Raw genomic sequence first — 369 nt, 5'->3', positions numbered from 1 at the left:
GTGCGCCATCAGGTTCGCCTGGGTGTTCACCACCTCTTTGCCGTTCGCATCTTTCGTGGTGGTCATATCGTGGATAACTTTCGCCAGATACGGTGCGGCCGCACCGCTGATGGCCTGACCGATATTGCCGCCTGCCAGCCCCTGTACCGCGGCTGTCGCAGCCTGGACCGCCTGCTGCATCGTGCTGCCGGTGCCCCAGGGCTTCATCGCATTGATGTAAGCCTGCTGCCTGACATCCTCTTCCGTGTACGGCTTGCCTGTGTCAGCGAGTTGTTCTCTGGCCGCTTTTAACGCCGCCGGGTCGGTCTTCGCCTTCTCACCCGCGATTTTCCCCTCGGTGCGCAGGATGTCGCTCACCTGGCTGCCGAT

The 369-nt window shown here is 62.1% G+C and carries 1 pseudogene; it reads right to left on the bottom strand.

Going from position 1 to position 369, the window contains the following annotated elements:
• Positions 1-369: pseudogene (locus JJB97_RS18435) on the bottom strand (VENN motif pre-toxin domain-containing protein); the annotation flags it as partial.

The sequence above is a fragment of the Tenebrionibacter intestinalis genome (genome assembly GCF_016632365.1).
Classification (GTDB): Bacteria; Pseudomonadota; Gammaproteobacteria; order Enterobacterales; family Enterobacteriaceae; genus Tenebrionibacter; species Tenebrionibacter intestinalis.
Note: the sequence above shows the minus strand (reverse complement) of the source record. Positions and strands in the feature narration are given on the sequence as shown.